The 26,811-nt window shown below is 63.3% G+C and carries 24 protein-coding genes; 12 read left to right on the forward strand and 12 right to left on the reverse strand.

Annotated features, from left to right (window positions below):
- Positions 1 to 8: 8 nt before the first annotated feature.
- The 4 genes from RBH20_RS03250 to RBH20_RS03265 all read right to left on the reverse strand — a co-directional run bounded on the left by RBH20_RS03250 (position 9) and on the right by RBH20_RS03265 (position 4,609).
- Entirely contained in the window at positions 9 to 1,133 is a 1,125-nt protein-coding gene (locus RBH20_RS03250) for an ABC transporter ATP-binding protein (protein WP_306705452.1), read from the reverse strand.
- A gap of 25 nt (positions 1,134 to 1,158) precedes the next feature.
- Positions 1,159 to 3,015: an iron ABC transporter permease gene (locus RBH20_RS03255; RefSeq protein ID WP_306705454.1), complete on the reverse strand. Its 1,857-nt coding sequence runs from the start codon at positions 3,013 to 3,015 to the stop codon at positions 1,159 to 1,161.
- A gap of 12 nt (positions 3,016 to 3,027) precedes the next feature.
- The gene (locus tag RBH20_RS03260) at positions 3,028 to 4,152 is read right to left on the reverse strand and encodes a thiamine ABC transporter substrate binding subunit (RefSeq protein ID WP_306705456.1); all 1,125 of its coding nucleotides are present in this window, start codon (positions 4,150 to 4,152) and stop codon (positions 3,028 to 3,030) included.
- A 64-nt stretch (positions 4,153 to 4,216) separates the two neighbouring features.
- Complete coding sequence (locus RBH20_RS03265) at positions 4,217 to 4,609, reverse strand: DUF5658 family protein (RefSeq protein WP_306707461.1); 393 nt, start codon at positions 4,607 to 4,609, stop codon at positions 4,217 to 4,219.
- A 91-nt stretch (positions 4,610 to 4,700) separates the two neighbouring features.
- Here RBH20_RS03265 and RBH20_RS03270 point away from each other — a divergent pair, with 91 nt between their 5' ends.
- From RBH20_RS03270 to RBH20_RS03290, 5 genes are all read left to right on the forward strand, one after another.
- The gene (locus RBH20_RS03270; protein ID WP_306705458.1) at positions 4,701 to 5,357 is read left to right on the forward strand and encodes a sugar phosphate isomerase/epimerase; all 657 of its coding nucleotides are present in this window, start codon (positions 4,701 to 4,703) and stop codon (positions 5,355 to 5,357) included.
- A 51-nt stretch (positions 5,358 to 5,408) separates the two neighbouring features.
- A complete protein-coding gene (gene pdhA / locus RBH20_RS03275; protein ID WP_306705459.1) occupies positions 5,409 to 6,521 on the forward strand; it encodes a pyruvate dehydrogenase (acetyl-transferring) E1 component subunit alpha in 1,113 nt (370 codons plus the stop codon).
- A 60-nt stretch (positions 6,522 to 6,581) separates the two neighbouring features.
- On the forward strand, positions 6,582 to 7,286 hold the full coding sequence (locus RBH20_RS03280; RefSeq protein ID WP_306707463.1) for a hypothetical protein: 705 nt from the start codon (positions 6,582 to 6,584) through the stop codon (positions 7,284 to 7,286).
- A gap of 173 nt (positions 7,287 to 7,459) precedes the next feature.
- Positions 7,460 to 8,785 carry a divalent metal cation transporter gene (locus RBH20_RS03285; RefSeq protein ID WP_306705461.1) on the forward strand — a complete coding sequence of 442 codons (1,326 nt, stop codon included), beginning with the start codon at positions 7,460 to 7,462 and terminating at the stop codon, positions 8,783 to 8,785.
- Positions 8,782 to 9,339, forward strand: coding sequence for a hypothetical protein (locus tag RBH20_RS03290; RefSeq protein ID WP_306705463.1), 558 nt, complete (start codon positions 8,782 to 8,784; stop codon positions 9,337 to 9,339). The genes RBH20_RS03285 and RBH20_RS03290 overlap by 4 nt, the downstream gene beginning before the upstream one ends.
- A gap of 34 nt (positions 9,340 to 9,373) precedes the next feature.
- Here RBH20_RS03290 and RBH20_RS03295 read toward each other — a convergent pair whose 3' ends face one another.
- From RBH20_RS03295 to RBH20_RS03305, 3 genes are all read right to left on the reverse strand, one after another.
- Positions 9,374 to 9,622, reverse strand: coding sequence for a hypothetical protein (locus RBH20_RS03295; RefSeq protein WP_306705465.1), 249 nt, complete (start codon positions 9,620 to 9,622; stop codon positions 9,374 to 9,376).
- A 19-nt stretch (positions 9,623 to 9,641) separates the two neighbouring features.
- Positions 9,642 to 9,797, reverse strand: a complete 156-nt coding sequence (locus tag RBH20_RS03300) for a hypothetical protein (protein WP_306705467.1) — start codon at positions 9,795 to 9,797, stop codon at positions 9,642 to 9,644.
- Between the two features lie 72 nt (positions 9,798 to 9,869).
- Complete coding sequence (locus RBH20_RS03305; protein ID WP_306705469.1) at positions 9,870 to 11,786, reverse strand: beta-CASP ribonuclease aCPSF1; 1,917 nt, start codon at positions 11,784 to 11,786, stop codon at positions 9,870 to 9,872.
- 265 nt (positions 11,787 to 12,051) lie between these two features.
- On the opposite strand from RBH20_RS03305, the gene RBH20_RS03310 reads away from it, so the two are divergent.
- On the forward strand, positions 12,052 to 12,534 hold the full coding sequence (locus RBH20_RS03310; protein ID WP_306705471.1) for a hypothetical protein: 483 nt from the start codon (positions 12,052 to 12,054) through the stop codon (positions 12,532 to 12,534).
- Between the two features lie 458 nt (positions 12,535 to 12,992).
- On the opposite strand, the gene RBH20_RS03315 is transcribed toward RBH20_RS03310, so the two are convergent.
- On the reverse strand, positions 12,993 to 14,051 hold the full coding sequence (locus RBH20_RS03315; RefSeq protein WP_306705473.1) for a hypothetical protein: 1,059 nt from the start codon (positions 14,049 to 14,051) through the stop codon (positions 12,993 to 12,995).
- Positions 14,052 to 14,161: 110 nt separating this feature from the next.
- On the opposite strand from RBH20_RS03315, the gene RBH20_RS03320 reads away from it, so the two are divergent.
- A complete protein-coding gene (locus RBH20_RS03320) occupies positions 14,162 to 14,644 on the forward strand; it encodes a hypothetical protein (protein ID WP_306705475.1) in 483 nt (160 codons plus the stop codon).
- A gap of 14 nt (positions 14,645 to 14,658) precedes the next feature.
- Here the strand turns inward: RBH20_RS03320 and RBH20_RS03325 are convergent, their stop codons facing one another.
- The 3 genes from RBH20_RS03325 to RBH20_RS03335 form a co-directional block, all read right to left on the reverse strand.
- Positions 14,659 to 15,924, reverse strand: a complete 1,266-nt coding sequence (locus RBH20_RS03325; RefSeq protein ID WP_306705477.1) for a Tat pathway signal protein — start codon at positions 15,922 to 15,924, stop codon at positions 14,659 to 14,661.
- A 76-nt stretch (positions 15,925 to 16,000) separates the two neighbouring features.
- A complete protein-coding gene (locus RBH20_RS03330) occupies positions 16,001 to 16,504 on the reverse strand; it encodes an ArsR family transcriptional regulator (RefSeq protein WP_306705479.1) in 504 nt (167 codons plus the stop codon).
- On the reverse strand, positions 16,501 to 16,836 hold the full coding sequence (locus RBH20_RS03335) for a hypothetical protein (protein WP_306705481.1): 336 nt from the start codon (positions 16,834 to 16,836) through the stop codon (positions 16,501 to 16,503). The genes RBH20_RS03330 and RBH20_RS03335 overlap by 4 nt, the downstream gene beginning before the upstream one ends.
- 81 nt (positions 16,837 to 16,917) lie before the next feature.
- Here RBH20_RS03335 and RBH20_RS03340 point away from each other — a divergent pair, with 81 nt between their 5' ends.
- The 3 genes from RBH20_RS03340 to proS all read left to right on the forward strand — a co-directional run bounded on the left by RBH20_RS03340 (position 16,918) and on the right by proS (position 20,094).
- Positions 16,918 to 17,640 (forward strand): hypothetical protein, encoded by a 723-nt coding sequence (locus RBH20_RS03340; protein ID WP_306705483.1) that lies wholly within the window; start codon positions 16,918 to 16,920, stop codon positions 17,638 to 17,640.
- Between the two features lie 96 nt (positions 17,641 to 17,736).
- Positions 17,737 to 18,522 (forward strand): SAM hydroxide adenosyltransferase, encoded by a 786-nt coding sequence (locus RBH20_RS03345; protein ID WP_306705485.1) that lies wholly within the window; start codon positions 17,737 to 17,739, stop codon positions 18,520 to 18,522.
- A gap of 117 nt (positions 18,523 to 18,639) precedes the next feature.
- Entirely contained in the window at positions 18,640 to 20,094 is a 1,455-nt protein-coding gene (gene proS, locus RBH20_RS03350) for a proline--tRNA ligase (RefSeq protein WP_306705487.1), read from the forward strand.
- Here the strand turns inward: proS and RBH20_RS03355 are convergent.
- Positions 20,088 to 21,071 carry a patatin-like phospholipase family protein gene (locus RBH20_RS03355; RefSeq protein ID WP_306705489.1) on the reverse strand — a complete coding sequence of 328 codons (984 nt, stop codon included), beginning with the start codon at positions 21,069 to 21,071 and terminating at the stop codon, positions 20,088 to 20,090. The two genes, proS and RBH20_RS03355, sit on opposite strands and share 7 nt — an antisense overlap.
- 472 nt (positions 21,072 to 21,543) lie before the next feature.
- On the opposite strand from RBH20_RS03355, the gene RBH20_RS03360 reads away from it, so the two are divergent.
- Both RBH20_RS03360 and gltB read left to right on the forward strand, forming a co-directional pair.
- The gene (locus RBH20_RS03360) at positions 21,544 to 21,957 is read left to right on the forward strand and encodes a CBS domain-containing protein (RefSeq protein WP_306705491.1); all 414 of its coding nucleotides are present in this window, start codon (positions 21,544 to 21,546) and stop codon (positions 21,955 to 21,957) included.
- A gap of 154 nt (positions 21,958 to 22,111) precedes the next feature.
- Positions 22,112 to 26,659 carry a glutamate synthase large subunit gene (gene gltB / locus RBH20_RS03365; RefSeq protein WP_306705493.1) on the forward strand — a complete coding sequence of 1,516 codons (4,548 nt, stop codon included), beginning with the start codon at positions 22,112 to 22,114 and terminating at the stop codon, positions 26,657 to 26,659.
- Positions 26,660 to 26,811 lie beyond the last annotated feature (152 nt).

A 26,811-nucleotide genomic window follows, 5' to 3' on the forward strand; every position in this document is an offset into this window, starting at 1 on the left:
ATGGTAGCTTACGACTGCTTATCGACAATGTGTGCGTCCGCCGGGTCAAAGCCGACTGTCACGGTCCCGGTTGGCGGGTCTTCGGCTCGCAACAGGAGTTCGCGTCCCTCCCAGTCGAGATGAACGCGCGTGGTCTCTCCGAGGAACTCCGCGCTCGTGACCGTCGCCGTCACCGCGTTTCGGTCAGCGTCGACAGCAAGCCGTTCCGGGCGCACACAGAATGTGAGCCGGTCTCCGGACGAAACAGCCGGGGTCGGGTCGCTGTCACCGTTCAGGGCCACTGAGAGCGTGGTGTCGTCGACCGTCACGTCTGCGATGGAGTGACCACTATCACCGCCAGAGTTGTCGGCATCCTCGGCACTGACGGTTGACCGTACCGCTGTCACCTCGCCGCTGAGAACATTGTTGTCGCCGACGAAGGTGGCGACAAACTCCGTCGCCGGCTCGCGGTAGATAGTCCGCGGCGGCGCGACTTGCTCTGGCGTCCCGTCGCGCATGACCGCCACGCGGTCAGATACGGCCAGGGCCTCTTCCTGGTCGTGGGTGACGTAAATCGTCGTAATTCCCAGTTCCTGCTGAATCTCGCGGACCTGCACGCGGAGGCGCTCCCGGAGTTTCGCGTCAAGGGCGCTCATCGGCTCGTCGAGCAAGAGCACGTCGGGGCCGGGGGCCAGTGCGCGGGCCATCGCCACTCGCTGTTGCTGGCCGCCGGAAAGCGTGTCCGGGTCCCGGTCCACCATGCCGCCGAGGTCAACCAGTTCAAGCAGTTCACGCACCCGTGCCTCGGCGCTGCCGCCGCCCGGCGGGTCGGCGAATCGGAGTCCGTAGGCGACGTTCTCCCCGACGGTCATGTGGGGGAACAGCGCGTAGTTCTGGAAGACGACGCCCACGTCGCGGTCCTCCGGTGGGACGCCAGTGATGGACGTGCCGCCGAATCGGACTTTGCCTTGCGTCGGGTCCTCGAAGCCGGCGATGAGACGGAGCGTCGTCGTCTTCCCACAGCCGGAGGGCCCGACCAGCGTGAAGAACTCGCCGTCCCGAACCGACAGCGAAAGGTCATCGACGGCGGTCGTCTCGCCGTAGCGTCTGGTGACACCGTCGAGTTCAACAGCCGGCAGGGCGGTCCGGTTCACGGCAGCCCTGTCTGCTGGGGGCTCCTTAGAACCCAACCTCGTCACCCCCGAGCCGGTCGATGAGCAGGAAGCTCGCGCTGGTGACCACGAGCAGGACGACCCCCATTGCCGTCGCGGGACCGAGTCGCCGGCCGATGAACCGCTCGATGGCGATGGGCATCGTGAACTGGTTCGTCCCGGAGGCAAGGACAATCGTCGCTGAGAACTCCCCGATAGAGATAGCGAACGCGAAGGCCGATCCAGCGATGACGGCTGGCCACACGAGCGGCAGTTCGATGTCGAGGAGCACTCGAGCACGCGGTGCGCCGAGTGCGCGGGCGGATTCGACCAGCGTGTGGTCGACCCCCTCCAGTCCGGGCGCGACCGTCCGAACGACGAACGGGTAACCGGCGACAGCGTGGGCGGCGATGATAGCGAGACCGCCACCGACGGCGAAGCGGGACCCGCCGACTTCGACGCCGAAGACGAGGCCACGAAGCAGGCCGAGGCCGACGACGATGCCCGACACGGCGAGCGGAGCCATTGCGACGGCGTCAACGAGCTTCCGACCGCGGTAGTCCCGAGTCGTGAGGACGGCCACGACGACACCCATCGGCAGGGCAACGGCGAGCGAGGCGACCCCGAACAGGAGTGAGTTCCTGACCGCATCCCACGGCTGGACCTGGAACGACGCGCCGGTCGTCTGGCGGTCGATGAGGAACTGATAGTTCGCCAGCGTCAAACCCTCCGGCCCGCTGAAGCTAGCCAGAATCATGCTCGCTATCGGCGCGACAAACACCGCCAGCGCGACGATGGCGTAGACGGCGATCCCCATCCGTGGAAGCAGTTCCCGAACCGAGAGCGACGGCGGCGTCAGCGGCCGCCGCGGGAGCGGCCGAATCCCTCGTGACTGGACAGTATGTTTGACCTCGTACCGGAGATACGCGTACAGCAGCCCCAGCGAGATGCCGAGTTCAATCAGCGCGAGGGCGGCCGCCTCGGCGTATTCCAAGTCGCGGATGAGCCGATAGACGAACACCTCGACGGTGGCCAGCTGGAACCCACCCAGCGCGAGGACGATGGGGAACGTACTGAAGGTGAACACGAAGGTAAGCGCCGCACCCATCAGCACCGACGGATACAGTTGCGGGGCGACCACGTCGCGGAACGCTCGGAAGGGGCTCGCGCCGAGGCTCCGGGCCGTCTCGACCGCGCTGGCGTCGACGGACTCCCAGGCGGCGGTGGTCACCCGCGCCACGAGGGGGGCGTTGTAGAACGCGTGAGCGATGACGACAGCCTCCAGCGTGAACAAGAGATCCACCTGTCCTATCCCGATCGCACCGAGAACGGCGTTGAGCGTTCCGTTTTGGCCGAATGTTGCGACGAAGCCCACTCCGACCATTATCGATGGGAGGACGAACGGAAGAATCGTCAGCGACCGGAGCGTTCGCCGACCGGGGAACTCGTAGCGCGCCAGCAGATACGCCGCCGGCAGGCCGAGTGCGACGCTGGCAACGGTTGAGAGGGCCGCCTGATAGGCCGTGAAGCCGATGACGCCAAGCCGCCGGTCCGGCGACAGAACACTCTCGATGACGGCACCTACTGGCTCGCCTGCGAGGAATCGCGCGGGCTCCCCGAAATAGAACGGGTCCTGCAGTATCGAGACAAACACCCGGCCAGTCCAGCGGCTGTCGACGAGAACGCTGTCGATAAAGACTGTCGCCACCGGGTAGTAGAAAATGCCGAGCAACAGCGCGATAGTGACGACTGCAAGTCCGACGATTGCCCGGCGTTCGATAGTATTTCGGACGGTCCGGCCTCGCTCGCGGGACGGACTGCTCGCTGTCCCTGTCGCTGTTTCGCTGTCGGAATCATCTACGCCGCCGTCGAAATCTCGGGCCACAGTCCGTCGTCGTTAGTTCGAGGCGAACTGCCGTTCCCAGTCAGAAATCCAGCCCGAGACGGAGCCCTTGAGTTCGTCGTAGCCGAACGTGACCGGCTCAGGTGGCTCTTGGGCCAGTTCGGCGTAGTCCTCGGGGAGGTCGGCTGACTCAGTCGCCGGGAACTGGACGTTCCGGACGGCGATTTCGCCCTGGATTTCCGGGCGCAGCAGGAAGCCCATGAACTCCCGGGCGAGGTCGGGCGTGTCCGCCCCGTCGAAGATCGCCATCCCTTCCGGGTTGGCGTAGCCCTGGTCGTTCAGGAAGCGGATCTGGTGTTTCTCCATGTTCGCGTCGTTCTGGTCGGCAAACACCTGGTCAGTGGAGTAGGAGACGACCATCGGCGCTTCGCCGCCCGACCAGGCGCTGTAGGCGTCGCTCCAGGAGCCAAGCACCCGAACGTCGTTGTCCTGCAGGTCGCTCCAGTAGTCCAGATAGCCGTCCGGGCCGAACTGCTTGACCGTGTGCAGCAGGAACGCCCGCCCGGTCGCTGAACTGGCAGGGTTCTGTGTGATGAGGTCGCCAGCGTGTTCCTCGGCAAGGAGGCCGTCGAACGTCTCCGGCGCCGTAGTCGCTGTCCCGTCGAACACTAGGCTGATGTAGCCGGTGTCGTAGGGGATCGCCCGGCCGTCGGGATCGAACTGCAGGCCAGATTTGATGTCGTTCTGCCCCGCCACGTCGCCGACATCGGCGAACAGGCTGTCGTCGAGGTTCTCGTCGACTCGGACGAGGTGGTCCGTGTTCAGTCCGAGGTACATATCGGCCTCGATGTCGACGCCAGCGTTCCGGCGCTCGATGTAGTGGTTGACCTCATTGCTTGGTGTCTGCCAGATCAGGCGAGCGTCGAACTCCTCTTCGAAGCGCTGTTTCACCCATGCGCCCGGGCTCGTCGACGGCGAGTCGACGAACGCGCTGTAGGTCCCAACGACCAGCGTCTCGTCGGCACTGCCGGCGTCGCCGGTACTTGTCCCGGTGGCGGTTGATTCGTCCGTGCTCGACGCCTCAGTGCTCGCTTCGTCGCTGCCACCCAGTCCGGCACAGCCGGCAAACGAGACGGACACCGTCGCGCCGGCCGCTGTCAGGAAAGAACGTCTATCCATTACACCGTGGTCACACCCAGTGGTACTTAATCCCGCTGTTCCTGAATTCTAAGGCTTCAGCGCTTCAGATGCCCGCAAAAGCCGTTATTACCCCGCGGTACTGCAGGATGGTGACTGAGTTGTAGGCGACGACCATGAGTGTCACCACGGCAAACAGGGCAAGAAAGATCGTCGCGTTGCGCTCGGAGAGCAGTCGCCACCCGGCGACCAGCCACAGCATCGCCCCGAACTTCACCAGCCAGAGGCCAGCCAGCCCGAACTCCGCAAGCATCGTGCTGACGACGGCGTTCCCCTCCTGTAGGCCGACCGTGAGCCCAGTCATTGTCAGGAGGATATCTCCGACTGTTGCGACGAGGATGACGGTCCAGAGCACCGCATGAGTGTGCGATAGGTGGTGATCCGGCCAGAGCGTCACCCGCTCACTGTCTGCCGCTGGCCCCTCTTTGCCGAGCATCATGAATACGTTGGGCGGACACGCCATGAATTATACGGCTCAGTTATGCTAATGAAGGGACTGTTTTATTTTCGCCGTCGTGAAAATCACGATAATGAATCTTGTCGGCAAGTGCCCGCCGACCCCGGCCAAGCTAGACGCCGCGGCCGATCGGGGCTTTGATAGCGTAGAACTTCACTTGCGGCCGTCAGACCTCGATGACGTACCGGCTACAGCGGCAACGGTCGAAGAGTCACCCGTCTCCGCGACGTCGGTCCACACGCTTCATGCCCGCCCGGATGACCCGGACCCGTTCCGCCAGAGCGATGCATTGGCCCAGCGACTCGACGCCTATCTCGTGGTCCACAGCCAGTACGCACAGCACACGCATACTACCCAACTGGACAGCTACGACTTCACCGCTCCCTGCGGCTACGAGAACAATCCCGGCGCGAGTCAGTTCTCGCTGGCAAACCTCCTGCTCGACCGTGGCCACGACCTGGTGCTCGATACAGCGCACCTGTTCATGTCCGAGCCAGCCTATCTGGAGTCGCTGACAACCCTCCTGAGAGACTACGGCGACCAGATTCAAGTCGTTCACTTCACCGACAGCACAGTACTGACGGACGGGCTGGCATTCGGCGATGGTGACATTCCGCTCGAACCAACTGCCGGTGTTCTCAATACCCACTTCGACGGCGCCGTCGTCCTCGAAGTGATGCCCGACGATCAGGCTGACGCCCGTCGGCGCGTGTTGGAGTGGCTTGGCTGACCGGAGCCGAACACAGCTTTTTGACGGTCCTCTCCGAGTGTAGGGTACGAAATGACACAGGACGTTCTCAATCGGGCGCCCGACGACCGGGTACAGGCGCTCGATTCAGACGGTGAGATCGTCGAACCAGACCTCATTCCGGACCTGTCCGATGAGTCACTGGTGTCGATGTACCGCGATATTCGCTTTGCCCGCCGGTTTGACGAGCGGATGATAAGCCTCCAGCGGCAGGGCCGGCTCGGGACCTACTCATCGCTGGCGGGCCAGGAGGGGTCACAGATCGGGTCGACGTACGCGCTGGCCGACGAGGACACTATCTTCTATCAGTACCGGGAACACGGCGCGCTCGTCGCCCGCGGGCTCCCCTGGGAGTACGTCCTCTACTGGATGGGCCACGAAGCGGGTAACGCCGCTCTCGGCGACGTGAACGTGTTCCCGCTGAACATCTCCATCGGCGCACACCTGCCCCACGCCGTCGGCTGGTCGTGGGCGGCAAAGCGCAAGGGCGACGAGCGGGCAGGCGTCGTCCACTTCGGCGACGGGGCCACCAGCGAGGGGGATTTCCACGAGGCGATGAACTTTGCCGGCGTGTTCGAGACACCGACGGTGTTCTTCTGCAACAACAATCAGTGGGCCATCTCCGTCCCGCGGGAGCGCCAGACTGCCAGCCAGACGCTGGCGCAGAAAGCCGACGCGTACGGCTTCGACGGCGTGCAGGTCGACGGGATGGACCCGCTGGCGACCTACTCCGTCACCGAGGCCGCCAGAGAGCGGGCCGTAGGAGCAAACGGCGAAGATCAGGAGCCAATTTTCATCGAGGCCGTCCAGTACCGCTTTGGCGCGCACACGACCGCCGACGACCCGGACGTATACCGGGACGACGCAGAGGTCGAGGAGTGGCGCGAACGCGACCCGCTGGACCGCATGGAGGCATTCCTCAGAAACTGCAATCTGCTGGACGACGGGAAAATCGACGTGATGGACGACACCATCGACGAGCGCCTTGGCGAAATCATCGACAACGCTGAGGCCCACGCACCGGACCCGACGGACCTCTTTACCGACGTGTACGATGAATCGACATCGAACATCGACGAGCAGCGCGAGTACTTCGAGGGACTCCGCGAGCGCCACGGTGACGATGCGCTCCTAGAGTCCGAGTAGCCGACCGAGCCTGTTATTGCCGTCCCGTCGCTTCCGTCTACTGTGACAGAGTGGCCACCGGTGGACCCCGCCGACGCAACGGCCGTTGCACAGCAGCGTGACGAACTGGTCGCGGCGGTCCGGGACCACGCCGGACAGGTCGCCTACCAGCTCGCCCGACTGGAGGGCGGCGACTACGGACAGGCGGATATCGAGACCGACCGCGGCGAGTGGACGGTGAAGTACGAGGGTGGCGATCTGGAGTACCTCCGGTTCTCCCCCTCGCGCGGCTCCGATACCTACGTCATCTCGACCAAACAGCCACCAGAGCCGGAGCCGCTGGCGGCCGCGCTCGCCGACTACGATGCCTTCGTCGAGGGATTCAACAACTACGTCGCGTCGCTCGACGGTGTTCTCGACGACGTGTCGACGGAATTCCCGGAAATCGAGACGACCGACGGCGTTGTGGCCGAACGAGACCGTGTCCTCGGCCGTATCCGCGAGATATGCGACCAGATCGCGCGGGAACTCCAGCGCTACGAGGGCGGCGACTACGGCACCTTCACCGACCGAATCGGCGGCACGCGCTGGGAACTGAAGTGGGACACCGACGGGGCGTCGTACCTCCGGGTCGGCGGGAGCAACGGGCTCTATCTCCTCTCGCAGTACGAACCCCCTTCGGCAGCCGACATCCGTGAGTACGCCCCGCAGTTCGAGGATTTCGTCGACGCGTACAACGACCACGTCGACGAACTGGAATCGGACCTCGGGACCGTCGAACTCTGAGTCAGCGCAGTCTGGACTCCTTCTGGTAGCGTTCCGCCCGGTGAGCGCGTGATATACTAATTCCGCAGAGCTTCCATTTCCGCATAATCGCTGTACAGCAACCGAATTACCGTAGAATACCACCGAACAATATGTCGGCAGTGTTTTCAGGGGGCCTCACCCAAGCCGGAGGTATGAGTTCGACCGAAACCGTCGACAGTTCGGCTGTTAGCAGCGGGACAATCAGTGACTACGTCGAAGCGATGGGACCATCCTGGATCGCGGGCGCGATTGCTGCCGGCCCAGCGACGATAGCCAGCCTCGTTACCGCGGGCGGTGCCTTCGGCTACAGTCTCCTGTGGGTCGTCGTCCTCTCCGCAGGGGCGGGAGCGCTGGCGCAGTATCTCGCGATGCGGCTGGGACTGCTGACCGAGCGTGGCATCGTCGCCGTTGTCGAGGATCACCTCGGCGAAACGTGGGCGTGGTTGCTTGTCGGCGACGCGGTACTCGCTGCCGGCGTGGCACAGTTGGTCATCATGAAGACCGTCGCCACGGTTTCGGCGACGGTGACGGGTATCGACGCGCGTATCTGGGGCGTCGTCTGGGCGCTCATCCTCGCAGCGGGGCTGGCGGGCGGGGGCTACCGGTTCCTCGAACTGGCCGCGAAAGTGCTCGTCCTGCTGGTCGTCGTCGCGTTCGTCGCCAGTCTATTCGTCGTGCCCATCGACGCCGGTGCGGCGGTGACAGGACTGGTCCCGTCTGTCCCATCCGGAAGCGCACTGGTCGCGGCCGGCATCCTCGGTGGCGCGGTCCACATCACGCTCATTACGATGCACTCCTACACAATGCGGGCACGCGGCTGGACCCGCGAGGACTACGACCTCGCGACGGTCGACGTGGGGGCGTCGATGCTGGTGGCCTTCGGCATCTACAGCCTCGCCATCTTTCTGGTGACGGCGAGCGTGCTCACTTCGGGCGACCTTACCACGGTCGGCGCTGCTGAGGCCCTCGGTCCGCTGGTCGGCGACAGCGCCCGCTGGCTGTTCCTGCTCGGTCTGTGGGGCGCTGCTGTGTCGACGCTCGGAGGCAACACCATCGTCCCGCCGTTCCTGCTCGCGGACAAACTCGGCTGGGGCACCACTATCGAGGACAACCGCTACCGCGGCCTGCTCGTCGCTGTTGCGCTGCTGTCCGCGCCGGGCGCGTTCATCGGCGGGAACGTCCTCGGCCAACTCGTCCTCGTGCTCGCGCTCGGCACCGTCGGCACGCCGTTCGTCATCGCCCTCGTCCTCTATCTCCTGAATTCTGATGCGGTCCCGGAGTCCAACTCGCTGCTCGCCAACGTCGGCGGGCTGGCACTCATCGCTGTTTCGGGCGGGCTGGCCGCGAACTTCGTTGTCGAACAGATCGGCGGCGGTGTCGGCCCGCTTTCCGGGTTCGTGCTGGCGTTCGCTGTCGCGCTCGGCCTCGCCATGGCTGGCCTCGGCGGGAAATTCCTCCGGGAGGAACTCCTCGCGTGACCGGCCTCCAGTTCCCGCTCTCGGGGTCGACGCTGGTCACCGGTCCCTCGAACGCCGGCAAGACGCGGACAACTGCGACCGCCCTTGACGCCTGGCTCGACAGCGAGGGACCCGCAGGCGTCGTCGTCCTCGATTTCGCACCCGAACTCGAACGGGACGGGACCATTCTGGGCGGTCGCCTCGACCGATTCATCACTGTGCCGGAGGCGGTCTGGCTCGACCGGGTTGACGCCAACGCTCCCCGTGCCGAGAGCGAGACAGCCGAGCAGGCGGTCGCGCTCGCCCGGGAAAACGCTCGCCGTGCCGAGCAACAGCTGGACGCGCTCCCGGAGACTCCCCGGGCGGTGTTCATCAACGACGCGACGATTCCATTCCAGCACGATACCATTTCGGTCAGCCGGCTCACGGAATACTGTGAGAAGGCGGACGTAGCCGTCCTCAACGCTTTCGATAGCGACGAGCTGGGCGTCGACGACCCGGTATCACGGGCTGAGCGGGACGCGCTCGATCGGCTTCGGCGCTGGGCCGACCGAACTGTCGACCTGTCGGAGTGACGGTCGACCACTGCCCGGACGCGTCAGCGGCTGGCTACGACCCACCGCGTTTCCGGAACCAGACGCGCTCGCCGACCGGACTTTCGTTGTCGCCGATGTCCAGTCGACTGACGAACAGGTCCCGAATAGCCATGGTGACGACGAGTTCCGTCGGCTCGCCGGCCCCGTCTTCGACAGTGACGACACAGTGGCCGTCTTGCTCCGCTATCTCGGTGATTGTGCCGACCGTCCAGCGGTCGCGGTGGTGTGACGGTTCCTGTGCGTGAATGCGGTCGTGATTCATGACGACTACCCGAGTTATCTCAGCGGTTCCACTCGTAGAACCACCACGCGCCGCCGAGCACCATCAGGCCGATTCCGAGTGTCGATGTCGCAGGTTCCGGGATAATAAACAGCACGAGTCCAATGAGTACCATCCCGACCGGTTCGAGTTCATCGAGATACTGGGTGATGTTCATACGTGTTGCTTCACCCGCCTGCAGTATAGAGGTTTGTCTGATTACTGATAGCGAATCGAGAACAGCGACCGGTCAGCGGAAGCGGAACGTTTCGAGGTTCTCCGGCGCGAAGGTCCGGATGTTCTGGTCGTGGTACAGCGACGAAGAGAGGTCCTGTGTCGCGGATTCATCGCCGTGCACGCAGAGGATTTTCTCGGGCCGGGGGTTCATCGTCTTCACGAAGTTCTCCAGCCCCTGCCGGTCGGCGTGCCCGGAGAAGCCGTCGACCGTTCCGACGGTCATCTCCAGCGGAACCTTCTCGCTGCGTCCCTTGCCGCCGACGGGCACCTCGTCGATGCCGCGCTGGATTCGCTTGCCGAGCGTTCCCTGTGCCTGATAGCCAACGAAGGTGAGCGTCGAATCCGGGTCGGGGCCGAGCTGTTCGAGCCAGGACATGGCTGGGCCACCGGTGAGCATCCCAGACGTGGAGAGGATGATAGAGGAATCACCGTCGGCAATTTCCTCTCGCTCCTCGTCACCGCCGTCGATAGGGTTGAACTGGTCGGCCAGGAACGGATTCTTGTCTTCGTCGAAGATGCGGTCCTGCAGACCGTCACGGAGATACTCGGGGTAGGTCGTATGGACGGCTGTCGCCTCCCAGATCATCCCGTCGAGGTGGACCGGCATCTCGGGGATATCACCGTTCCGCATCGCCTCTTCGAGGACGAGCATGAGTTCCTGGGCCCGTCCCACGGCGAAGGTCGGAATGAGGACCTTCCCGTCGCGGTCGTAGGCGTTCTGGATGATCTGTTTGAGCTTTCGCTCCGAGTCTTCCTGGTCGGTCTGGTAGTCGTTGCGGCCGCCGTAAGTCGACTCTAGCACGAGCGTCTCGACGCGCGGGAAGTCGTTGACCGCGCCGTCGAACAGGCGCGTGTCGTCGTAGTGGATGTCACCGGAGAAAGCGACGTTGTACAGGCCGTCACCGACGTGGAAGTGACACACCGACGAGCCCAGAATGTGGCCGGCGTTGTGCAGTGTCAGCTTGATATCGGGCGCGATATCGGTCACGTCGCCGTACTCCAGCGGGATGGTGTGTTTGATCGCCTCACGGACCATCTCGGAGTCGTACGGCGGGGTGCGGCCGTCGTCCGCGGCGGTATCGAGGTGATCGAGCGTCAGCAGTCCCATCAGGTCCCGCGTCGGCTCGGTACAGTAGATGGGGCCGTCGTAGCCGTACTCGAACAGCAGCGGGACCAGTGCTGAGTGGTCGAGATGCGCGTGGGTCAGAACGACAGCGTCGATACCATTGGTTCCAGCCCCGAACGCCTCCGGAATGTCCAGATACGGCTTCTCGCCGTTCGAGCCGGGCTTGTTGCCACAGTCGATGAGGATTCGCGTGTCCGGCGTCGAGAGGATGAACGCGGCGCGACCAACCTCCCGACAGCAGCCTAGCGTCGTAATACGGACGTACTCATCGTCCGACATCGGCTCGCGGTGGATCTGCCGACCCACGCGTTCGAGGACGTCGCGGCGGTCCTCGCGCTCCTGTTTGAGGAAGTTTCGGACATTCTCGACCGTTGAGGACTCGATGGGTGGCGTCCGAACGACTTCGGGCGTCCACCCGACCGCCTGCGTGATCTCACGCAGGGTCGAGCCGCGCCGGCCGATGACGACGCCGGGCTTCTGTGCCTGAACGACGACTTCGCCGGTGTCAGCGTGGAAATTCAGGTCCATGACGCCGGCTTCCTCGGGGATGAGGTCCCGGATTGCCTCTTCGGCCTCGGCTGGCGGGGCCAGTACGTCCGGGTCCGGGCGGACCGTGATACGCTTCCGGAGCTTCGATGCGAGCCGGCGAACGAGGTCGCTGTTCGCGGCAAACTCCTTCGGGTCCCGCGTGTATATGACGAGTTCCGGTCCCTCGTACGTGACATCCGAGACGGAGATACGGCGCGGGACTTCCTCGTCGATCGTTGCCTTCACGTCTTCGAGTTGCTTGTCTACAGTGCTCATAGCTCAAAACGGGTCATCCCGGTAGCGGGGCCGTCCACGGCTGGTGCGGGTCGACCTGGTGCCGCGGGATGTACGCTCTCTAATAAAGTCATCAGTTATCGGTGAGTTGCCTCCGGACGTGGAGAGATGTCCGGAAAACCGTCCTCTATTTCTCAGTATTCCCCTCGCGTTATAAAAGCCTTCGCAATACGGAGGTCGGAACTGTCCCGCAGTCGCCGCTGTGTGTGCCCACAAACGGTAAGCGGCCGCCACGTGAGACGCCGGCATGCGATTGACACCTGAAACCGTCCGTGAGGAGTACGACTGGGTCCAGAAACGGGGCGACGACGTTGTCCCGCTAATAAATGAAACGCGAGCCTTCCTCGGTTCCCAGTTTGCTGTCGACGTTGACACGCTCACAGACGACGCCTATACGGCTGCTATCGACGAGGTGTTCGCCGACGGCGACCGAGCGGTCAACGTCGCCGCGCTGGTTCGCTTGCTCCGAGGCCTGGACGTCACAGGCGATTACCCAGGCTTTGTCGTCGACGAACTCCTCGGCCGCGAGCTTGCGGCTATGATCGCCGGTGAGCAACCGCTCCGGCTGCTCGCGGAGGCGACCTTCCACGTTGCGGACGTACGAACCCACGGTGACGACACGGCCGCCGCGGGTGCCGACGACCTCGATGCCGCGCTTGCGGCGGGGGTCCAGACACGGGTCCCGGGCTGGCCGTGGCAACAGGCAGAGAGTCCGTTCGCTGTGGAGTGATTCGGCTATCGGATTCGACCCGACTCTGCCGTTCTATACGTGGTACTATCTCACAACATATTATTCTGGAAAACAAATATTAGTGTGCATGAAAATCTGGTAACTATACGGACTGTATTACTCATGTTCAGTGAGCAAGTCCCGGGCCAGTGTCCAGAATGTGGGTCGGTGAATGTCCAGATAAACAGGGTCGCACCGTCGTCACACGAGCGCGGAGATGACTGGAGCATCCGTGCCGAGTGCCGCGACTGTGACGAGTACACAGATTGGTTCGATTAGGTGCCAGACTGCAACGCTATTCGGATCGGTCGCGGAGGGTCATTCAGGCCGCCGAAGGCATCGCCTCGACAGATGTCTCATGCCGAGGCGTTACTCTCGGTGTCCCTCAGCGATCATCACCGACGGATTTCGACCGGTCGAACCCTATCGGGCGTCTGGTCTCAATCGAGCGGAAGCGGTCAGTTACCCGAAAACGAGAACGAGGGCGTCGTCAGGAACGCTGTCTCGTATCCCTCATGACGGGACACCTGTGGCGGGGCGACGACATCGATGCCGACCGATGGCTCTTGTACTGCCGTCCCGACGATTGCGCCGTAGTGATACCCGAGTTCGGGGTGGACTGCGGCGGTCAGCGCGTCTTCAAACACTGTCTCGCCGTCGGCATCCACGGTTCCGTCGAGAGACATCATCGGGAGGGGAACGCGGTTGTATGGCGTCCGAGCTGAGACGGCGAGATACGACTCACCGTCGGCGAGGAACGCGGCGTCCTGAAGCCACGTAACCGCGTAGACGCCGTCGTTTCCTTTGTCCGTCCCGAGGACCGTTCCGGGCAGCGCCGACACTTCGGGGACCTGCGAGGTCGGCACCATGTCCATGTTCATCAGGTCGATTGCTGCACGCTCGCCCTGTGAGTCCGGGAACTGCTCAAAGGAGAGCTGGTCGCGGGTGCTCTGTGCGAAATCGAATTCGACCGTCGCCTCGCCGGCCTCGTTGAACCGGCCTTCGAGGGCACCCAGTCGGCGTTCACCCATCCCGTTGACGCGGACCGAGAGCTGATAGACGCCGTCGCCGTCAAGCGCGTAGTTGTCGCCGTAGTGAAACCCCATGTTCTGGGAGATCATCGGCCACGGAGACTTGTCAGCGACCGTCTCCCCGTCGCGCTCAACGGTGATTGAGAGGCCGGCGGACACCGGGAGGACCATCTCGGTCTCGGGGTCCCAGACAGTCGCCATCAGGTGAACGCTGTCCTCACTCCGGATGTCGACCTTTTCGGCCGTCGTCCCAGTGACCGTCCAGAAGCGGTGGGGAAAGGAGTAGCTCAGTCCGACCATGTACTCGCCCGCCTGTGCAATCCCGGCCATTCCCATCCCCTCTGCGTGGGTGGGCCGGTACGTGGCGTCGGGGCGGTTCTCGACCAGCGGTGGAGCGCGTGTCGACTGGGAACTCAGCGAACCACACCCCGCTAGGACTGTCGTGCCGGCGAAACCGGCACTGGCGAGGAACTGTCGTCGATTCATGAACCGCCTTTGGGTCCTCGTCTGAAAGACCGTTCTGGTACGGCGGCCGAATATCGTGGCGGGAACTGGACGGCACAAGACACTTGTTATTGGTCAGCACATTCCGGGATATGCCCTCCCTAACGCTTCGAGTTGTAGTCCTCGGTTTCGTCGTCCTGACCGCAGGCTGTTTCGGTGCGCCGTCGCCGGAGTCACCGGCCCCGTCGGAAGCAGCGACGACCGCTCCGTCCCCAACAGGGACCGTCGAGTTTCGGGACGGTCCGAAGGAACGGCCGAACCGGCCCGCGACGCTGAACGAGTCCTCCGTCCGTGAGTTCGTGTCCGAGTACCAGTACCGGCACGTCTACAACGGTCTGTGGCAGGGTGAATACACCGAAATGAGCCTCGACTGCCGCGTTGATACTGTTACCGAGCGGTCGTGGGGGTACGATGTCGTCGTCACCTGTACGGGATCTTCGACGACTGACCCGCCGGCCGGATCAACGGCGACAGAAGGACCGATATCCGACTATTTCACCCAGTCGTACCGCTACAGCGTCAGCGCCGACGCCCTCACCCGTGAATCAGTCGAGAACCGCGACCCGGTATCCTGACGACGCCAGAACCGTCAGGCTGGATCGGCCGGCGGGAGCGCCCGCAGGTCACGTGGCGGGAGCAGGTAGTTCCCACGTCGCGTAACCGTCATGTACTGGAGGATCCCGTTGTTCACCCGCTGGCCGACGGCGGAGTCGTTAGCGACATCTGTTCCGTTCATCGCCTGTTTCGTCGCGACGAAGTCGGCGATAGAGCGTTGCAGCGCGAGGAAGTGCAGTCCCGCTTCACCGCCGTCGGTCGAATCAAAGTCCCGGCGGAGAATGGTCGGCGTCCCGTCTTCCCTGACGCGGGACATCTTCTGTGCGTGGCCAACGACACCCTCCCGCCGGCCGCTGTCGACCACATCCTCGGGGCATTCGCCGGCACCGTTGTCAGTGCCGAGGTTCTCGCCGACGCCTTCAACCTTGTCCTCGGCGGCGTGGGCCGGACAGAACATCTTCGAGACGCGCTGGTCCCGAGAGTCCTGTTCGTACCACTGCTGGAGTTGCAGCCGGATTTTCGAGAGGTGCTGGGTCGCGCCGCCGGCGAACGGCCCTGAATCGACCGTTACCCGGTCCTCGGAGGCCTGGTTCTCCTTGAATCCTGACTTGAAGCCCATGAACAGCGGGGCCTCTTCCGGGACTGGCTCGGAGTCCGGAACCCCGTCGACGTCCTGATTCTCGGCGGGCAGACCGGCCCCGACGAATCCCGTCCGGCGCTCCGCCTCGCGCAGCACACCCTCGAAGGTAGCGCTCATCTCGTGGTCGTTTACCGTGTCTCGGTTGCCTTTCACCGCTTCCTCGGCTGCAATAACGGCCCGCTCGTCGTCGCTCGCGAGGTGTAGCAGTGCGTCGGGCGTGTCGAGTTCTGGGTCTTCGAAGGGGGCAAGCGCCATTGGCTCGGGCAGGTCGACGCCGGCTACGTCGGCCTCGAAGCGGTCGAAGTAGGTCGGACTGTACCCGAGCGTGAACAGCAGTCCCTCGTTGCTCCACTCGTAGGCCCGTTCGAGGTCTCGAAGCGCAGTCTCGACCTGCTCGCGGTCGGCATCGGCCGGCGTTCCGTCGCCAGTGTAGTCCAGCAACAAGAGGACGTGGTGGCGCGACAGTCGGTGGTTCCCCGCGTCGTCAGTGGCCAGCGACGCGTCCCAGGCGTGCTGGCGCTCCGGGAGGGACGAGGGGTCATCGGTTCCCTTGGGTACCGTTCCCGATCCGCGATCAAGACAGGCGGCCAGTGCCGCGGTGCCGCCGATGGCGACGGCACTCTTGGCGAACTCGCGTCGGGAAATGCCGCGTTCAGTCATCACCCACACTATGGGCTGCCCGTGCAATTGGGTTGTGGTACAAGACTCGAAAGCACCGCTGCCCGCAGAAACTGAGCTACTCGCTCTCGAACAGCCTGTCAAGTAACCGGGTGAAGCGATCCGACAGGCGGTCGGGGCCCGTGGGCTCCACTGCCGCGAGCAGTTCGACCGTCAGGTCCGGCCGACAGAGCGCCAGCGTCACTCGTCCCTCGCTCCGGCGCTTTTCGACGATATCGTGCTCGACCAGCCCGCTGAGGTGGTGTTCGAGCGTGCTCCGTGCGATATCGAGATGGCCGGCCACCTCGCCGGGGCGAGCAGTTTCGCGCTGTATGAGCGTAACAAGAATGTCTCTCGCCGTCTCGCGACGGAGGAAGGCGATAGCATGGCGCTCCCAGGGGTCAAACGACGACGCGTAGTAGTGTGTACGCCCATTGACCGACTCGCTGTGAACGCGGTCAAGTCTGGCCAGGTGGTGCTGGACCTGTCCCGTCGCGAGGTCCAGCGCCCGTGTTAGTTCTCGGAAGTGAACGCCCGGATTCGACTCGATATGCTGGTGGATTCTGGCTCTGGTGTCGCTCATAGTCCCTCCTCATCGAGGCGTTTCTCGACTGTCCGGGCGTAGTACACTGCACCGAGGACGAGGACGACAAAGACGGTATCGAGCGCGTGTTCGAGGAGATGGTGAGTCGGTGCTGAAACCACTGAAAACCCCGACAACAGCGCGATGAGCGGGCGGGCAAACAGCGCGGTGAGTGCGAGCGCAATCAGCAGGTACGCGCGCGTTCCGCGTTGTCGGTACGCGGCCAGGGCGAGCCCACACAGGATTGCTCCGGCTACGGCGGAGAGGACAACGACGGCGACGATATCCCAGCTCTCAGCGCCGGAGTGCCCCCCAATACTGAGCAGCTTCATCAGACCACTACTTCGAAACCACGGTGCCTCAGTCGTTCGGTTTTGCGCGACTTTTTTATCGGACCGCTGAGACGTGGCGGTATGGACTGCATCGGCTTCATCTGCGAGCCTGAACACCCGGTGTTTGGTGCCGTCGCAGAACGGCTCTCCGCTCGGGGGTTCGACGTCCAGTTTCTCCGCCCCGGAAACCCGGTGGCCAAAGCCGATATCGACGACCTGGCCGCACTCGTCAATACGACGCTCGGGCCGGAGTCGTTCAGCGCCCTTCGATACGCTGACAGCGTTGGCGTTGAGACGTGGAACGGGTTCCTGCCGACGACGGCGCTTGCCTGCCGACTTGTCGCCCTGAACGGGTTGGAACAGGTCGGCTGTAAGGTGCCGACCGTCTGGTTCGAAAAGCCAGAGTGCGATTACATCCCTCGCACCCGCTACTCCTGGGACGGTGTGCCGGCAAATAGCGACGAGGGCGATTTCTATCAGGCCTGTGTTCGGGAGGAGCCGGTGGAGTACAAGTACTTCGCCGTCAACGACGGCCGCGAAACCCATCTGCGAGCGATTCAGGTTCGGTCGGAAGTGTCCGGGCTGGACCACGTCATCAGCGAGGAGACTGTTGAGGTGACGCTCGCGGCCCGTGTCCGGGAGTTACTGGACCGCTTCGGCGCGCGGGCGCTCTGTGTCGAGTTTGTCGAAGGCGAATCACAGTTCTACGCACAGGCTGTCGACCCCGTGCCGGGATTCGCTGGGACGGGGATGGAGCGCCGCGTCGCCGACTCTATCGCCTCGCTGACAACAATCGGTGCCTGAGTGCCGGCGTCGTCAGGGACGTTCGATAATCCTATATCTGGTACCAAGGCACAAGATTATACAGGCGTACCGACGTGGTAACGACCGGAGCATCATATGAGCACGTTCGTTCATCTTATCGCGGATTACGGCCCGGCCGACCCGGCCTTCTCAGAGGTCGTCCACCGTCTCACTGCTGCCAACCCGACGATGACCGTCCAGTCGACCGAGGTCAAGCCGTTCTCGACGGTCGCCACGGGGTTCTGGATCGCGCAGCTCGGCATCCACAATCCGTCGTTCGACGACCTGTTGATTTACTCGAACACGGCCCCACGAACAACGGAATCGACACCGGAGCGGCCCGACACCGGCGGGGCGCTCTGTTACCTCGAACTGGACAACGGTGTCCCCGTCGTCGCCGTCGACGCCGGCTACAACCTCTCGTTTATCGCCGACCACGCCACGACCTTCCGTGAGATCGAACTCCCGGCGGACACGGGCCAGTTCCGCTCGCGGGACGTGTTTCCCCGGCGAGTCGTCGAAATCGCAAATGGGAATCACTCGTCCCTCGGCGTGGAGCGGTCACTCGACGACGTGCCGGCCCCGCCCGAGTCCGTGGTCTGTCACGTCGACGGCTACGGGAACGTCAAGACCTCGATCCGCCATTCGGCGTTCGCACCGGGGAGTGACACAGTCACTGTCGAACTCAACGACGAGTCCCATGAAGTCGCCGTCAGAGATGCTGTGTCGAACGTTTCGGAAGGGTCCCTTGCTATCGTCCCGGGGTCGGCAGGTGGGGGCGACCCGTATCAGGAACTGTTCCTTCGCGGCGGGTCCGCGGCGTCAGCCTTCGGCAATCCGGAGCCCGGAGATTCTCTCTCTATTCGGGCGGAACAAGCCTGAGATCGCCCATACAATGGTCTCGCAGCGCGGAGCAGGGATCGAACTGGTCCGGTCGGCGTGCCAGCGGCTCACCACCCTTCGGGGAGTTTATTAGCGCCGTGGGCCACGACACACCTAATGAGTGGCGAGCAGGAACTCGGCATCACCGAGAGCAAGGAGCATTCACCCGGCGAGTGGTACGCCGAGGTCGTCCAGAAGGCCGGCCTCGCGGACTACGCCCCCATGGGCGGGTTCATCGTCACGCGCCCACGCGGCTACGCTATCTGGGAGCGTATCCAGAACAATCTCGACGGCTGGTTCAAGGACACCGGCGTGCAGAACGCCTACTTCCCCATGTTTATCCCCGAAGAGTATCTGGAGAAGGAGAAAGACGTCGTCGAAGGGTTCGACCCCGAGGTGGCATGGGTAACCCATGGTGGCCACGACGAACTCGAAGAACGCCTCGCCGTCCGGCCCACCAGCGAGTCCATCATCGCGCCGTTCATGGCCCAGTGGACTCGCTCGCACCGGGACCTCCCGATGCGGCTGAACCAGTGGTGTTCGGTCGTCCGATGGGAGGCCACCGAGACGAAGCCGTTCTTCCGCACCAAGGAGTTCCTCTGGCAGGAGGGCCACACCGCCCACGCCGACAAGGACGGCGCGTGGGAGGAGACGATGACCCGTCTGGATCAGTACGCCCGCCTCTACGAGGAGGTCATGGCGATGCCGCCGCTGAAGGGACGCAAGCCGCCCCACGACAAGTTCCCCGGCGCGCACACGACGACGACCATCGAGACGCTGATGCCCGACGGTAAGACCGTGCAGGCTGCCACCTCCCACTACCTCGGGACCTCCTTCGGCGAGGCGTTCGACATCACCTACGCCGACGCCGACGAGGAGGAGAACACGGCCCACACGACCTCGTGGGGACTGTCCTGGCGCGCGATGGGTGCGCTCATCATGACCCACTCGGATGACCAGGGCCTCGTGCTCCCGCCCGCACTCGCGCCTGACCAAGTCGTGGTCGTCCCCATCTGGCAGGAGGACAACAAGGACGAAGTCATTGACTACGCCGCCGACCTCGCTGCCGAACTCGACGAGGCCGGCGTCCGCGTCGAACTCGATGACCGCGAACACCGCAATCCCGGCTTCAAATACAACGAACACGAACTCCACGGCGTTCCCCTCCGGGTCGAAATCGGCCCCCACGAGGTTGAGGACGGGGAAGCCACGCTGGTCCACCGGCCCGACGGCGAAACCGAGACGGTCGACCGCGACGGTATCGCCGACACCGTTACCGACCACCTCGACACCGTCCACGCCAAGCTATATGCCAGCGCTGAGGAGACGCTGGAAGGCGAAATCCGTGAGGCTGAGTCCCGCGAGGAAATCCTCGGCACCATCGGCCAGCACGGCGGCTACGTGAAGTGTGGTTGGTGTGGTGACGAGGACTGCGAGGAGCCGATCAAGGACGCTATCGCGGCCGAAATCGTGATGGTGCCCCTTGACCGCGACGAGGAGCCAATCCACGACGATTGCGCCATCTGTGGCGAGGACGCCGAGGAGACGGCGTACTTCGCGAAGAGCTACTGACCAGACGGTTCGGTTGCTTTCTCCGGCACCCGCTCCAGAAACGCGTCCGCTTCGGCTCGGCCCGTTTCGATGAGATCCTCGATAAACCGAGGGTCGCGGTCGCGTTTCGAGGCTGCTGTCAGCTTTTCATCGAGTTTCAGTCGCCGTATCTCCACGTGTTTGAAATCGTCCGGGAGATACCCTTTGTCCACCCATTCGTTGACCTTCCGGACGAAGAACAGCTCCTGATTCAGCGAAAGATTCCCGGATAGCTCCTGCCGGCGGTCGGTGATCTCTGCCAGCGATGTCGGACGGTCATCGCGGGTCTGTGGCTCGATCTGGATAACCCAGATCTCGTCCGGTTTTGGCCGGTCACTGGTCAGGAACTCCCGGATCGGCGGGTTCTGTGAGAACAGGCCGTCCCAATGCCAGTGGCCGTTCAGTTCGACAGCCTCGTACAGCAGCGGGAACGCAGCCGAGGCCAGCACCGCCTTCGGTGTGATGGCATCGTCGGTGAACGTCTCGAACACGCCGCTGTTGACGTTGACTGTGCCGACGGTCACGTGTGGCGGCGCCCTGTCAGCGAGGCTGTCGAACTCGTCGAACGCGATGTGGCGGTCAAGCAGCGACAGATACCAGTCGTGGCCGACTGCTCCCGGCGTCGCGTAGGGCGAGATATCGGCCGCAGGGAGCATGCGGTTCTGCAGTCGCTTGCGCCACACGAGCGACTCGTTCAGCAGGAACGAGGGCGTCGTCGTGGCGGCGACATCACACCAGACATCCTCCAGTAGTTCCCCGGCGTAGTCGTGGCCGTCACTGAGCAGGCCGTACCAGGCCGTGACTGCACAGAGAGCGCCGCCTGAGGTGCCACTCAACCCTACGAGATTGTACTCGGCGTTGACCGCTGGTAGGAGTTGTTGCAGCGCACCGGCGGTAAACGCGCTGTGGCTGCCGCCGCCCTGACAGGCGATAGCGACGCTGGGGCCATGACCAGACATGGTTTAATTCATATACGAAGAACTTGTATAGATAACTGCCGGCTGATACTGCCGTGAAGCACATTGCTACCCCTGAGGGAGCCTGTGTCTTCACAAAGGTACAGCCAGCAATCTGAAGGAAGGATGGGGTCGGGGAGCGTGTGACATTTTCCTCCGTGCCCCCGATACTCTCTGCTGTCCCTATGTATATAAATCGCCGTCAGACTACAGTCATACAAACGCCAAACGGCGAACAGATACCGTCGTGGGAAATGTAGCCCTTCAGACAGTACATGACAGCAGCGGAGGAGCAACAGCCCTGATGCAACCGATCAGTTGGAGTGGGTTGTCGGAGACAGCGGGCGGTTAGTTGAGTGGGTACATCCGTCGCAGCGAGTGACGAATATTAAGACCTTATATATTTCTCAGCAGGTGAAATGGATAGATATCCGGAACCAACACGGTTATATCTCGGCCTATGTTATCAGCTGTCATGGACGACGTGTTTGTCGGACGAATTATGTCATCGCCTGTCACCACTGTTGCCGCCGATGCGAACGCGAAAGCGGTCGCCAAGCGGATGCTTGACGAGAACATTAGCTCTGTTGTCGTCGTCGACCCCGACGGAGCGTTACTGGGGATCCTCACCTCCACGGACTTCGTCGAAATCGCCGCAGAAGGAGGCGATACGGCGGGGTTAGACGTGTCCGAATTCATGACGACGGACTTGGTTACGGTAACGGCAAACGACCCCATCGAGGCGGCCGCAAGCGTAATGCTGGACCACAGTGTCCACCACCTTCCTGTCGTCGACGAAACGGAAGGGGTGGTCGGAATGTTGACGACAACTGACATGACGGCGTACGTTTCGGGTATCGAGCAGTCATCTGCACCCGTGCTCGGCTGAACACGATGTAAACCGCCAGCCGCGGTACGATGATTTATAAATGGTGATACAGTTCAAACAATCGTGATAAATATATACTCCCTAATGTGGGGTTAAACAACACTAATACCATTAGGATTACCCTCTTATAGTGGCATCCCCAGTCGTGAAACACATGGTTGAGCGACAGACAGGTCTCTCTGCAGGCGACGCCGGGCTTGCAGATCCCACAGACGAACGGTCGAACTGTGGTGTCGGGGTCGTCATGGACCTCGACGGCCAGAGCGACCACTGGGTTGTATCGGACGGACTCGAACTCCTCGACAACCTCGAACATCGAGGAACGACAGGAGCCGAGCAAGATACGGGCGACGGAGCGGGCATCATGCTCCAGATTCCACACGAGTTTTTCGCTGCCGAAGTCGACGCCGACCTGCCACCTGCTGGCGAGTACGCCGTCGGCACGCTCTTTCTCCCGCAGGACGACGAGGTCGCCGAGAGTCTGACAGACCTCGTCGAGACGGAACTCGCCGCTGAGGGCCTCGATGTCCTCGACTGGCGCGACGTTCCAACGGACAACAGCGACCTTGGCGCGACGGCGCTCGAATCCGAACCCGACATCGTCCAGTTTTTCGTTACCTCTGCGACGGGCAAGACCGGTGATGCCTTCGAGAATCAGCTGTACATCGGCCGCCGGGCGCTCGAAAACACTGTTGAGGGGGAAAAGCCGGCAGGCCACGAGCGGTTCTACGTCGTTTCGCTCGCAACCGATGTCGTGGTGTACAAAGGCCTGCTCAAGGCCGAACAGCTCGAAGACTACTATCCTGACCTCGAAGACGAGCGGATGCAGTCGACGTTCGCAATGGTTCACGCCCGGTTCTCGACGAACACGCTGGGTGCGTGGCACCTCGCCCACCCGTATCGTCGCGTCATCCACAACGGCGAGTTCAACACGATTCAGGGGAACATCAACTGGATGCGCGCTCGGGAGACCGACATCCAGAGCGACGAGTTCGAGGGAGATCTGGAGAAGATCAAGCCCATCATCGACGACCCCGAGCAGTCAGACACTGCGAGCGTTGACAATGCGCTCGAACTCCTCCTGCAGGGCGGCCGCGACCTCCCCCACGCCCTCCGGATGCTCATCCCCGAGGCCTGGCGTGGCGAGATGAACGACGTGACCGGTGACCGTCGTGACTTCTACGATTACCACGCCTCGCTTGTCGAACCGTGGGACGGCCCGGCGCTCGTCGCAGCCACCGACGGCGACCGCATCGGAGCCGTGCTGGACCGGAACGGTCTCCGCCCGTGCCGCTATGACGTGTTGGAGGACAATACGCTCGTGATGTCCTCAGAAGCCGGCGCACTGGAACACGACGCCAGCGAAATCACGGAGCGCGGGCGTCTCCAGCCCGGCCAGTGTTTCCTCGCCGACCCTGAAGAGGGACGCGTTATCCCTGACGAGGAAGTGTTCGACGACATCACTGACGACAAGTACGGCGAGTGGGTCGACGAAGAACAGGTCGACCTTGACGAGGTTGCTGACCGCGGAGACAACGCACCTCGGGACCCCGCGGACGCGCTCCGGAGCCAGCAGGCCATGTACGGCTACACGTATGACGAGGTCGACCACCTCATCGAGCCGATGGCCGAGAAGGGGAAAGACCCCGTCGGCTCCATGGGTGACGACACGCCGCTGTCGGTGCTTTCGCAGTTCAACCGCCCGCTGTTCACCTACTTCAAGCAGCTGTTCGCCCAGGTGACGAATCCGCCGCTTGACTACATCCGCGAGGAACTCGTCACGTCGCTGGAGTCTCGGCTGGGCCACCAGCGTAACATCCTCAACGAGAGTCAGGGCCACGCTCGCCAGCTCGTTTTGGACTCGCCGGTTCTCACCGACGAGGAGACGCAGTCCATCAAGGATCTGGACGCCAACGGCATGTCCACGACGGTCATCGATATCACCTATGAAGAGGGCGGCGACCTTCGCCAGGCCGTCGAAGACGTGCGGGCCGAGGCTGACGCCGCGGCGCAGGAACACGATATTCTCGTGCTCTCGGACCGTGCGGCCAGCGACGGCCGCGTGCCAATTCCGAGCCTCCTTGCCGTCGGTGGGATCCACCACCATCTCGTCCGCAACGGCCTCCGCAATCACGTCGGACTCATCGTCGAGTCCGGTGACCCGCGTGCAGTCCATCACTTCGCGACGCTCATCGGCTACGGGGCCGGGGCCGTCAACCCCTATCTGGCCTACCAGACCATCGATGATCTGGTAGCCGGACCGGACGGCGCAGACCTGGCCGACGCCATTGATGCCTACATCACTGCCGTCGAGGACGGCCTCCTGAAGACGATGGCCAAGATGGGTATCTCCACGGTCGAATCCTATCAGGGTGCCCAGATCTTCGAGGCCGTCGGCCTCTCCTCGGACTTCATCGCCGAGTACTTCGAGGGGACGACTTGCCGGACCGACGGTATCGGCATCGAGGAAATCGAGGACGACCTCACCCAGCGACATGATGTCGCCTGGAGCGAGGAGGAGCCCGACATGCCCCGCCAGGGCGAGTACGAGTTCCGCTCGAACGGCATCCATCACCAGTGGAACCCCAACACGGTTGGCAAGATCCAGCAAGCCGTCCGGATGGGCGACTACGATACGTACAAGGAGTTTGCCGAACTGGTCAACGACCAGAACGAGGAGCTCCAGACGCTGCGCGGTCTACTCGAATTCGACTCCGACCGTGAGTCTATCCCCATCGAGGATGTCGAGTCGGTTGACGACATTGTCGAGCGTTTCGAGACCGCGGCGATGTCACTCGGGTCGCTGTCGCCCGAGATGCACGAGAACAACGCCATCGCAATGAACCGGCTCGGTGCCAACGCCAACACCGGCGAGGGCGGCGAACCGCCCGAGCGGTTCGACACCGAGAAGGAGTGTACGACCAAGCAGGTCGCCTCCGGCCGCTTCGGCGTCACTTCCGACTACCTCGCGTCAGCCGACGAACTCCAGATCAAGATGGCACAGGGGTCCAAGCCCGGCGAGGGCGGCCACCTGCCCGGCAAGAAGGTGAACGAGATGATCGCCCACGTGCGGTACGCGACGCCGGGCGTCGGCCTCATCTCGCCGCCGCCGTTGCACGACATCTACTCCATCGAGGACCTGAAACAGCTCATCCACGATCTCAAGGCCTCGAACCCAGAGGCCGACATCAACGTCAAACTGGTCTCGGAGGACGGCATCGGGACCATCGCGGCCGGCGTCGCCAAGGCCAACGCTGACGTGGTCCACATCTCGGGCCACGACGGCGGGACCGGCGCGTCGCCGAAGACCTCGATCAAGAACGCCGGCCTCCCGTGGGAGCTCGGTGTTTCGGAGGCCAACCAGATGCTCCGGGCGACTGGCCTGCGCTCACGAATCAAGGTGACCACCGACGGCGGCATGAAGACCGGCCGCGACGTGGCCGTTGCCGCCCTGCTCGGTGCCGAGGGGTACACCTTCGGGACCGCCTCGCTGGTCACCTCCGGCTGCGTGATGGCCCGGCAGTGCCACGAGAACACCTGCCCGGTCGGCATCGCCACGCAGAACGAGAACCTCCGCGAGCGGTTCCCCGGCGAGCCACAGCACGTCATCAACTACATGACCTTCGTGGCCCAGGAACTGCGCGAGATCATGGCTGAACTCGGCTTCGAGACCATCGACGAGATGATCGGCCGACCGAGCGTCCTGAAACAGCGCGACAACGTGAGCCAGCCCAAGGCCCAGAAGCTCGATCTTTCCTCGGTCATCGCCGAGCCGGCCGACAACGACGGCCGCTACAAGCAGCGCGAGCAGACCCACGAGGTCGACGAACAGCTCGACTGGGATCTCATCGACGCCGCCGAGGACGCCATCTACAGCGGCGACCCGGTCGCTATTGACACCGACATCACCAACGTCGACCGTGCGGTCGGGGCGACGCTCTCGAACCGCATCTCCCGCGAGCACGCAAGTGACGGGCTCGCGGACGACACCATCCGGGTCGACTTCGACGGCACGGCGGGCCAGTCCTTCGGCGCGTTCCTCTCACAGGGCGTGACGATGGAACTGACCGGGACGGCCAATGACTACGTCGGCAAGGGCCTCTCCGGCGGGAAGCTCATCGTGAACACGCCGGATCAGGCTCCCTTCGATCCATCGGAGAACATCGTCATCGGCAACGTCGCGCTGTACGGCGCGACGCAGGGCGAGGCCTACGTCAACGGCATGGCCGGCGAACGCTTCGCCGTCCGCAACTCCGGGGTCAAGGGCGTTGTCGAAGGCGTCGGCGACCACGGCTGTGAGTACATGACCGGCGGCGCTATTGTCGTGCTGGGCGAGACGGGCAAGAACTTCGCGGCCGGGATGTCCGGCGGCGTCGCCTACGTCTACGACCCCGATGGCGAGTTCGCAGCGAAGGCAAACACCGGCATGGTGTCGCTGGCCGAGACGCTCGAAGGCAAAGACCGCCAGATGATTACCCGGCTCGTCGAGAACCACGCCGCCTACACCGACTCTGACCGAGCGGCGGAGTTGCTCGACGACTGGGACGCTGAGGTGGAGAACTTCACGAAGGTGATGCCTGACGCCTACGCCGAGGTCATCGCCGACCGCGAGCGCGACGACGTGCGCAACGAGCCGCCGGCCAAGGCTGCGGCGAGCGCCGAAGCCGCTGAGGCCGACTTCGCCGCCTCGACAGACGACTGAAGCGCCGTTTTTCAGCGTTTTTGTCTGTCGTCAGGGGCTCTGTTTTTCTGCCACAATCGAGCCGCGTTCTGGGGGGTCGTAATGCGACATTGTAACAATCAACCGCTGGTCCTATAGCTGTCGGGCCGAAGTGCTGGACATGGTCCCCGTAC

Origin of the sequence: Haloarcula sp. H-GB4, assembly GCF_030848575.1 — an archaeon.
Lineage (GTDB): Archaea > Halobacteriota > Halobacteria > Halobacteriales > Haloarculaceae > Haloarcula.

Excerpts from the sequence above, each read along its gene's own strand:
- gltB (WP_306705493.1), top strand. The coding sequence starts at position 22,112 with ATGGTTGAGCGACAGACAGGTCTCTCTGCAGGCGACGCCGGGCTTGCA.
- RBH20_RS03260 (WP_306705456.1), bottom strand. The coding sequence starts at position 4,152 with ATGGATAGACGTTCTTTCCTGACAGCGGCCGGCGCGACGGTGTCCGTC.
- RBH20_RS03340 (WP_306705483.1), top strand. The coding sequence starts at position 16,918 with ATGGACTGCATCGGCTTCATCTGCGAGCCTGAACACCCGGTGTTTGGT.
- RBH20_RS03300 (WP_306705467.1), bottom strand. The coding sequence starts at position 9,797 with ATGAACATCACCCAGTATCTCGATGAACTCGAACCGGTCGGGATGGTA.
- RBH20_RS03270 (WP_306705458.1), top strand. The coding sequence starts at position 4,701 with ATGAATCTTGTCGGCAAGTGCCCGCCGACCCCGGCCAAGCTAGACGCC.
- RBH20_RS03355 (WP_306705489.1), bottom strand. The coding sequence starts at position 21,071 with ATGTCTGGTCATGGCCCCAGCGTCGCTATCGCCTGTCAGGGCGGCGGC.
- RBH20_RS03295 (WP_306705465.1), bottom strand. The coding sequence starts at position 9,622 with ATGAATCACGACCGCATTCACGCACAGGAACCGTCACACCACCGCGAC.
- RBH20_RS03330 (WP_306705479.1), bottom strand. The coding sequence starts at position 16,504 with ATGAGCGACACCAGAGCCAGAATCCACCAGCATATCGAGTCGAATCCG.
- pdhA (WP_306705459.1), top strand. The coding sequence starts at position 5,409 with ATGACACAGGACGTTCTCAATCGGGCGCCCGACGACCGGGTACAGGCG.
- RBH20_RS03320 (WP_306705475.1), top strand. The coding sequence starts at position 14,162 with ATGCCCTCCCTAACGCTTCGAGTTGTAGTCCTCGGTTTCGTCGTCCTG.
- RBH20_RS03345 (WP_306705485.1), top strand. The coding sequence starts at position 17,737 with ATGAGCACGTTCGTTCATCTTATCGCGGATTACGGCCCGGCCGACCCG.
- RBH20_RS03305 (WP_306705469.1), bottom strand. The coding sequence starts at position 11,786 with ATGAGCACTGTAGACAAGCAACTCGAAGACGTGAAGGCAACGATCGAC.
- proS (WP_306705487.1), top strand. The coding sequence starts at position 18,640 with ATGAGTGGCGAGCAGGAACTCGGCATCACCGAGAGCAAGGAGCATTCA.
- RBH20_RS03315 (WP_306705473.1), bottom strand. The coding sequence starts at position 14,051 with ATGAATCGACGACAGTTCCTCGCCAGTGCCGGTTTCGCCGGCACGACA.
- RBH20_RS03285 (WP_306705461.1), top strand. The coding sequence starts at position 7,460 with ATGAGTTCGACCGAAACCGTCGACAGTTCGGCTGTTAGCAGCGGGACA.
- RBH20_RS03310 (WP_306705471.1), top strand. The coding sequence starts at position 12,052 with ATGCGATTGACACCTGAAACCGTCCGTGAGGAGTACGACTGGGTCCAG.
- RBH20_RS03360 (WP_306705491.1), top strand. The coding sequence starts at position 21,544 with ATGGACGACGTGTTTGTCGGACGAATTATGTCATCGCCTGTCACCACT.
- RBH20_RS03325 (WP_306705477.1), bottom strand. The coding sequence starts at position 15,924 with ATGACTGAACGCGGCATTTCCCGACGCGAGTTCGCCAAGAGTGCCGTC.
- RBH20_RS03335 (WP_306705481.1), bottom strand. The coding sequence starts at position 16,836 with ATGAAGCTGCTCAGTATTGGGGGGCACTCCGGCGCTGAGAGCTGGGAT.
- RBH20_RS03265 (WP_306707461.1), bottom strand. The coding sequence starts at position 4,609 with ATGATGCTCGGCAAAGAGGGGCCAGCGGCAGACAGTGAGCGGGTGACG.